The organism is Sandarakinorhabdus sp., from assembly GCF_032115815.1.
Taxonomy (GTDB): Bacteria; Pseudomonadota; Alphaproteobacteria; order Sphingomonadales; family Sphingomonadaceae; genus Sandarakinorhabdus.
In genome coordinates this window covers 1-7,661 of sequence record NZ_JAUMBI010000055.1, presented here as the reverse complement: position 1 = coordinate 7,661, position 7,661 = coordinate 1, and the positions used below count along the sequence as shown (strand labels likewise).

General features: G+C 63.3%; 6 protein-coding genes. 3 read left to right on the top strand and 3 right to left on the bottom strand.

The window, feature by feature from the left end; translation table 11 throughout:
- Window positions 1-111: 111 nt before the first annotated feature.
- The 3 genes from pdxA to RT662_RS03255 form a co-directional block, all read right to left on the bottom strand.
- Complete coding sequence (pdxA, locus tag RT662_RS03265) at window positions 112-1,110, bottom strand: 4-hydroxythreonine-4-phosphate dehydrogenase PdxA (RefSeq protein WP_313669122.1); 999 nt, start codon at window positions 1,108-1,110, stop codon at window positions 112-114.
- On the bottom strand, window positions 1,110-2,417 hold the full coding sequence (locus RT662_RS03260; protein ID WP_313669120.1) for a peptidylprolyl isomerase: 1,308 nt from the start codon (window positions 2,415-2,417) through the stop codon (window positions 1,110-1,112). The genes pdxA and RT662_RS03260 overlap by 1 nt, the downstream gene beginning before the upstream one ends.
- Before the next feature lie 199 nt (window positions 2,418-2,616).
- Window positions 2,617-4,914, bottom strand: a complete 2,298-nt coding sequence (locus RT662_RS03255; RefSeq protein ID WP_313669118.1) for an LPS assembly protein LptD — start codon at window positions 4,912-4,914, stop codon at window positions 2,617-2,619.
- Window positions 4,915-5,017: 103 nt separating this feature from the next.
- Between RT662_RS03255 and RT662_RS03250 the strand changes: the two genes are divergently transcribed.
- From RT662_RS03250 to RT662_RS03240, 3 genes are all read left to right on the top strand, one after another.
- Window positions 5,018-6,493 carry a leucyl aminopeptidase gene (locus RT662_RS03250; protein WP_313669116.1) on the top strand — a complete coding sequence of 492 codons (1,476 nt, stop codon included), beginning with the start codon at window positions 5,018-5,020 and terminating at the stop codon, window positions 6,491-6,493.
- 87 nt (window positions 6,494-6,580) lie between these two features.
- Entirely contained in the window at window positions 6,581-7,003 is a 423-nt protein-coding gene (gene ndk, locus RT662_RS03245) for a nucleoside-diphosphate kinase (protein ID WP_313669114.1), read from the top strand.
- 199 nt (window positions 7,004-7,202) lie between these two features.
- A partial coding sequence (locus RT662_RS03240; RefSeq protein WP_313669113.1) for a hypothetical protein occupies window positions 7,203-7,661 on the top strand: 459 nt, incomplete at its 3' end.

The following is a 7,661-nucleotide window of genomic DNA, read 5'->3' as shown; positions in this document are numbered from 1 at the left end:
TCGAGCAGATTGGTATCAGTGAGGAAATTCTGGCCGAGCGATTTCTTGGCGTTGAGGCCGTGCCGGGCGATGACTTCGCGCAGCGGCGGCAGGGTGGTCAGGCTCACGACGTCAGCCGGCGGCGCGGCGGGCGGCGCATTCGCCGGCCATGCGGATGGCGGCGATCATGGCGCTGGGGGTGGCCAGCCGCTTGCCGGCGATATCGAAGGCGGTGCCATGATCGGGCGACGTGCGCACGATCGGCAGGCCGAGCGTGACGTTGACGCCATCATCGAAATGCAGCGCCTTCAGCGGGATCAGCGCCTGATCATGATACATGCACAGCGCCACATCATAGCGGGCCCGGGCGGCGGGATGGAACATGGTATCGGCGGGCAGCGGCCCGATCACGTCGATGCCCTCTGCGCGAAGGGCTTCGATGGCCGGGCGGATGATCTCCATTTCCTCGCGGCCCAGTGTGCCCTGTTCGCCGGCGTGCGGGTTGAGGCCGGCGATGGCCAGACGCGGGTTTTCGATGCCGTAATCGCGGGTCAGCGCCCGGGCGGTGATGCGGGCGCGGGTGATGATCAGATCGGCAGTGACCAGCCGCGGCACCTCGGCCAGCGGCACGTGCACGGTGAGCGGAACGGTGCGCAACGACGGCCCAGCCAGCATCATCACGGCATTGGCTGGCGAAATCCCACAGCGCTCGGCGACGAATTCGGTCTGGCCCGGATAGGTAAAGCCGATGGCAAACAATTGTGCCTTGGACACCGGCCCGGTGACCAGCGCCGATGCCATGCCCTGCCGGGTGATGCCGGCGGCCAGTTCCAGGCTGTCCAGCGCGCAACGGGCGCCGGCCAGATTGGGTTCGCCCGGCAGGATCTCGCCGGGATCATCAACCTGGATCAGCGGCAGTGCGCCATCAAAGGCGGCGGCCGCGGACGCCGGATCAGACAGGACGGCTATCGGCCCATCCCACACGGCGCGGATCGAGCGCGCATCGCCAATGGCGAGAAACGGCGGCAACCCGGCTTCATGGCGGCGTTCCCAGGCGCCGGCGATGATTTCCGGGCCGATGCCGGCCGGATCGCCGATCGAAACGGCCAATGGCGCCGGGGTGGGCACCATCAACGATAATCGACGATGGCGTCGCGCCGCAGATCGCGCAGGTAACGGCGGGCGCGCATGTTGACGCGCTCATCGTTCATCTGGGCGTAGATTTCCTCGAAATTGGGCGCCTTGGCCTGTACCTGGCTGTCATCGCGGCCGCACAGCACCAGCACGCGCAGGCCTTCTTCGGCTGAACCGAAGGCCGGGGTGGCTTCGCCGATCGACATGCGGCCCAATATGGCCTGCAACTGCGCCGGCAGATCCTTCATGCGCACGGCATCGTTGACAGCGACTTCACCGCCCACCTTCTGCGCCAGTGCCTCGACGCCGCCACAGCCGCCCATGTTCTGGCTGAGCGTACCGATTTCCTGCACCTTGGCGCGGGCCTGGGCTTCGGTGGTATCGGCCTTCAACGGGATGGTGAGCTGTTTCAGGCTGAGCTGCGCCATCAACGGATCGGCAGCCAGCACCTGGCGCTTTTCGATCAGCGCCATGATGGCGACACCGCCCGTCACCGGGATGGCATCGGTGACCTGCCCCGGCTCCAGCGCCGCCACCGCCGCAGACACGGCGTTGTTCAGCTGTTCGCCGCGCACCCAGCCCAGATCGCCACCAAGGCCGGCCGAAGAGGCTTCGGAAAACTGGCGGGCATAGGCGACGAAGCTGGCGCCGCCGCGTACCTGGCCGACGATGCGCGAGGCATCCTGCATCACCGCATCAAGCGTTTCGGGCGTGGCCGACAGGAAGATTTCGCCGACATGAAACTCGTCCTTGCCCTTGGCGGCGTTCAATTTGTCGATCACCTGCTGGACTTCATCGTCGCCGACATTGACCATCGGTTCGACTTTGCGGCGCAGCACCCGGCTCCACGCCATTTCGGCGCGGATCTGGGCCTTCAGGCTGTTGGACGAGCTGTTGTTTTGCCGCAGATAGGCTTCGAACTGGACCGGCGTGCGCTTGAAATTCTGGGCGATGCGCTCGAACGATCGGGTCACTTCAGCTTCGGGAATGCGGACGTCGTTCTCGGATGCTTCTTGCAGCTGCAGTTTTTCATCGATCAGGTTGCGGATGATCTGCAGGCGCAAACGCTGTTTTTCGGCGTCGTCGATGCGGCCGCCGTTGGCTGCCAGCACCAGGCCCAACCGTTGATCGATGTCGGTATCGGTGATCACATCGCCATTGACGATGGCCTGGGCCTTGCGAAGCGTGGGATCGACATCGCCCAGCACCACCAGTTCGGGAAGATCATTGGCCGAAAAGGTGCGGGTGGCCGCCTGGGCGAACAGGCTGGCGTTGCCGGTGGGCACTGCCAGAGCAAGTGCCATGGCAACAGCAACGACTGGGGCCAGCGCTCCGTTCAGAAATTTCACCTTCATTCAAATGCTCCGAAGCGCCGAAGCGCACCCCCCGATGCCATGTCCTTAGCGCAAGGGAAGCGGCCGGGGAAAGCGCTTGTTTGGGCCCAGTGGTTTGGGCCAGACCGGGCTGCAATGGCGCCCGGCGCCTGAACGGCCGCTGAAAACATCATTGACCCAGCGTCTTGAAGGCAATGCTGATCTGGAAATTGTTGCCGGGGCGGAAATCGCGGTCGCCCACATAGTCGCGGCGCCAACCAATGCCGAAGCGGAAACATTCATCCTCATACTGGATGCCAACCCGGTGGCGGATACCGCGGAAGCCATCGCCATTGGCCAGCGGATTTTCGGCCCTGGTGGTCAGATCGATGATCGCATTGCCGAACAGCGCCCAGTAACGCGCGATCGCCACGCGCCCGGCGATGCGCAGTTCCTGCCGGTCTTCCAGATCTTCCAGCGTGACGTTGCGGTTGAGCCGGATATAGGCCGCCGACACATAGGAACGCCGGCCACCCAGCGTAAGATCGATTTCATTGCGGCGAACGGCGAAATTGTCCTTGTCGAGCCGGAAGCGGTGGGTGAGCTCCACCAGCCGGCCGATCTTCAGGCTGGTGCGGCCCACCACATCGGAAACGCGGCCGCGAAAGCCGGTGCCATCGGCAAATTCGCTGCCATCACCGTTCAATCGCAGCGACTGGCCGATTTCGGCGCGCAGCTGCCAGCCGGGCCGATCGAGCGTATATTCGGCGCCATAGGTGAGGCGGCTGCCGCTTTCCACGCGATCAAGCCCAGGCGTGCGGTTGAGATCGAACAGCGACACGTCTTCCAGTTCGAAGGCGCGGGCATCTTCGTTGGCAAAGCCATTGTTGGCGATGCGCGGTGCGGCGACCAGCTGCACGCGCGGGCTGATCACCTGCTCGCCGCCGAAGGCCGGGCCGGCAAACGGCCAGCTGAGATCCACTGCCGCCAGTGCCACAGCGCGCCCGCGCCAGCCATCGCGGCCAGCGTATTCGGGGAAGGTGGCCAGAGCCGAATTGCGCACATCGTACAGATCGCCGCGCACCAGCCCGGTGAAGCTGATGCGCTGGCCGAGCTGCGTGTACAGGCTACGATCCCAGCGGCCCCAGCCTACAGCGCGGAACATGTCTTGCCCGCTCGAACGCGTGAGCAGCAGTGAATTGGCCCCCAGCCGCACCTTGCCGCCGGCAACGCTCCAATCGGGCCGCCAGTCGTAATCGATCAGCGGCAGGGCCAGTGGGATCTCGCCAGCGCGATCGGTGGCGCGCAGGCCCTGGAAATACCAGGCTGAAATCGACAGCCAGCTTTCATCCGTCACCCGTTCCAGCGCATAGGATGATCGCAGCGTATCATCAAAGCCCAGGCCATAACGGCGGTTGAACGTATCGTCGGAGGTGAGCCGCACCGAAAACACCGATCGCCATTTGCTGTCGTGCTGCAAGCGGCCCTTCACGCCCAGATAGCCGCGGAAGCGTTCACCCTGGTCCACTTCGGTCACGCCATCGGCAGCCAGATCGAACCGGCGCGAGAAGGTGAACATCCCATCGACCTGAATCGGGCCATCCTTCAGCAGCCGCCGCGCCTGGAAGGCCAGCGCCGGATTGGTGGCGGTGTAAAGCCAGGGGGTGATGGTGAAATCCTGATCCGGTCCGGTGGCGAAATGGATCGGCGCCGAAACACCCACGCCCAGCTGCCGCTGGATTTCCACCGCCGGCACCAGCACCCCGCCGGCGCGCGGGGAATCGCCATCGGGGTGGGAAAGGCTTGGCAGCCAGAACACCGGCACGCCAAACATTTCCAGGCTGGCATCGCGATACGAAATGCGGTGGCGGCCCTGATCATAATTGATCTTCACCGCCTTGATCTTCCACACCGGTGCCTGCGGGCAGCCTTCGCTGTCCACCACGGCGCAGGGGGAATAGACGGCGCGATCCATCGTGTAGCGGCGGTCGCTGCGCGTGGCGGCCTTCGCCCCCAGCCGGCCGCCATCGTTCAGCACCAGCAGCATGTTGGCGATGGCACCATCCTTCAAGCTGTCAGACAGGGTGATGCGGTCACCCAGCGCCTGGTTGCCGGACGGATCGGTGATCTGCACATTGCCGATGGCCACCACCTCGCCGGCCTTGGTGTCACTGCCGCGGGCATATTCCACCCGATCGGCCAGCAGCGCATAGCCTTCGCGTGACACCTTCACCCGGCCGCTGGCGATCACCAGCTGGCGTTCTTCATCATAACTCAGCTGATCGGCTTCGAAATCCACCACGTCGCCGGGCGCCGGCAGGTTGGTGCGGCGCGGCGGCGCATCGGGATCGCGGTTGGCCGGCTCCCTGTTGCCCAACAGGGCCGGAGACATGCGCTGCGCCAGCGCCGGCGCCGGCAGCAGCGCCAATGTGGCCGTTGCCAGCAACAGGCTGGCGCGCAAGACGGGGATGGCGGCGTAGGCGGGCACAACAGGTGCGATAGCCGGGCCATGCCGGGCCTGCAACCATCTGCTTGGCGAAGCGATGGGCGCGGCCTAATCAGAACCCCTGTTCGAATCGAAAGGGATTTTCATGCTCGCCATTTCCTATCTGGCCACTGTGGCTGAACCGGTCGCCGCGCTGGTGGTGTTTGCCGGAGCGGATGGCGCACTTTCGGCGGGCGCGAAGGCTGTTGATACCGCCGCCAAGGGCGCGGTGCAGTCTGCCGTCAAGGCCGCACGCTTTGAAGGCGGGGTGGGTGAAATCGTCGAGTTGTTGGCCCCGGCCGGCATTTCCCATGTGCGGCTGCTTGTGGTGGGCACGGGCCCGGCCGACAAGATCGATGCCAGCGTGGCCGAACGCATCGGTGGCGCCATCGCCGCCCGGTTGCTGCTGAGCGGCGAAACGACGGCGAGCGTGGATGTGACCGGCGTGCTGGCTGGCGATCTGGCCGCGCACCTGGGTCATGGCGCCGTGCTGCGCTCGTGGCGCTTTGATCAATATCGCACGAAGCAGAAGGACAAGCAGAAGCCGACGCTGACCAGCCTGGCCATCGTGGGCGCCGGCGACGTGACGGCGCACGACAGGCTGATGGCGATTGCCGGCGGTGTGGCCCGCACCCGCACGCTGGTTTCCGAGCCGCCGAACGTGATCTATCCTGAAAGCTTCGTCGAAAGCGCCCGCGATCTGGCCGCGCTGGGCGTGGAACTGACCATTCTTGACGATGCCGACATGAAGAAGCTCGGCATGGGTGCACTGCTTGGCGTGGCGCAGGGTTCGGTGCGCCCGGCGCGCATATTGGCGATGCGCTGGAACGGCACCGGCCGGGACGACGTGAAGCCGGTGTGCCTGGTGGGCAAGGGCGTCACCTTCGATACCGGCGGCATCAGCCTGAAGCCGCCGGCGGGCATGGAAGACATGAAGTGGGACATGGGCGGCGCGGGTGCCGTGACGGGCGCGATGCACGCCATCGCCGCGCGCAAGTCCAAGGCGCATGTGGTGGGCGTGGTTGGCCTGGTGGAGAACATGCCCGACGGCAACGCCCAGCGCCCCGGCGACGTGGTCACCACCATGAACGGCCAGACGGTGGAAGTGATCAACACCGATGCCGAAGGCCGCTTGGTGCTGTGCGATGCGATCTGGTGGGCGCAGGAAACATTCGGACCGGAAGTGGTGGTCGATCTCGCCACGCTCACCGGCGCGATCATCATCAGCCTGGGCAATGAACATGCCGGCATGTTCTGCAATGATGATGGCTTGGCCGGGCAGCTCAACGCGGCCGGCAATGCCGTGGGCGAGAAATTGTGGCGGATGCCGATCGGCGACGCCTACGACAAGCTGATCGACAGCGACATTGCCGACATCAAGAATGTCGGCCCGCGTGAAGGCGGCTCGATCACCGCGGCGCAGTTCATCGGCCGCTTCATCAAGCCCGGCGTGAAGTGGGCGCATCTTGATGTGGCCGGCACGGTGTGGGCCAACAAGCCGGGCGCGCTGTTCGACAAGGGCGCCACCGGTTACGGTGTGCGTCTGCTCGATCGCTTCGTGGCGGACAATTTCGAAGGCTGAAGCCGCCGCTCACGGCTTGCAATCAGGGGGCGCGGCCTGTAGGGGGCCGCGCATCCTTCATCCCGCACTGCAACACAGGAATTTTCCATGGCGATCACGCGCACCTTCTCGATCATCAAGCCCGATGCCACCCGTCGCAACATCACCGGCAAGGTGAACACGATGATCGAAGGCGCTGGCCTGCGCATCGTCGCGCAAAAGCGCCTGCACCTGACCCAGGCCCAGGCCGAGGGCTTCTACGCCGTCCACCGCGAGCGCGGCTTCTTCGGTGAACTGGTCGCCTTCATGATCAGCGGCCCGGTCGTCGTGCAGGTGCTGGAAGGCGAAGACGCCGTTCCAGCCTATCGCGCCATCATGGGCGCCACCAACCCGGCCAACGCCGACGCCGGCACCATCCGCAAGGAACTGGCCGAATCGATCGAAGCCAACACCGTGCACGGTTCGGACAGCGACGAGAATGCCGCGATCGAGATCGCGTACTTCTTCGCGCAGACCGAGATTGTGGGCTGAACGCATTAGCCTTGAATTCCGAAAAGGGCCGCAGCACATGCTGCGGCCTTTTTTCTTGTATCATTTCAAGCATGTGAGATCGCTGGCTGATCTCCAAAGTGCTTTCGAATCAATGCGAAGCCTTCAGAGTTTTATCATTTGAACAGAATTTTCACTATTCCTCGCTATCGATACATCAGAACCAAATGCCGAGGCGAAGATGTGGAACGACGATAATGCCATATATGATGATGGCGAATGGATTACTTGGACAGAGATAAACTCCCACCTTGCGCGGCTCGAGTTCGAAGCCGAGTTTCCACACTACGACGTTGAGCTAGTTCCAATACTCCAAAGTCTTATGCGTGCAGCAATGGATTACAATAATATTACTGGGAAGCACCTTCATATTTATGGAGACGTTGGCGAAATATTTGGCGCTATCACACATGGATTGAAATTGCATCGAGATTATGCACAGGGATCTGACGGCAAGATCGGCAATGATTTCATTGAAGTAAAAACAATTACGCCATTTAAGAATAGCGATACTGTTACGATCAATCTTGAGAGGCATTTTAGTAAGGTATTGATCGTAAAAATTGATGATAATTTCGACATAAGTTTGAAGCTGGGCACCTCCATTAACTCAGCTGAGCAGCGCGCCGGAAGGCTGTCT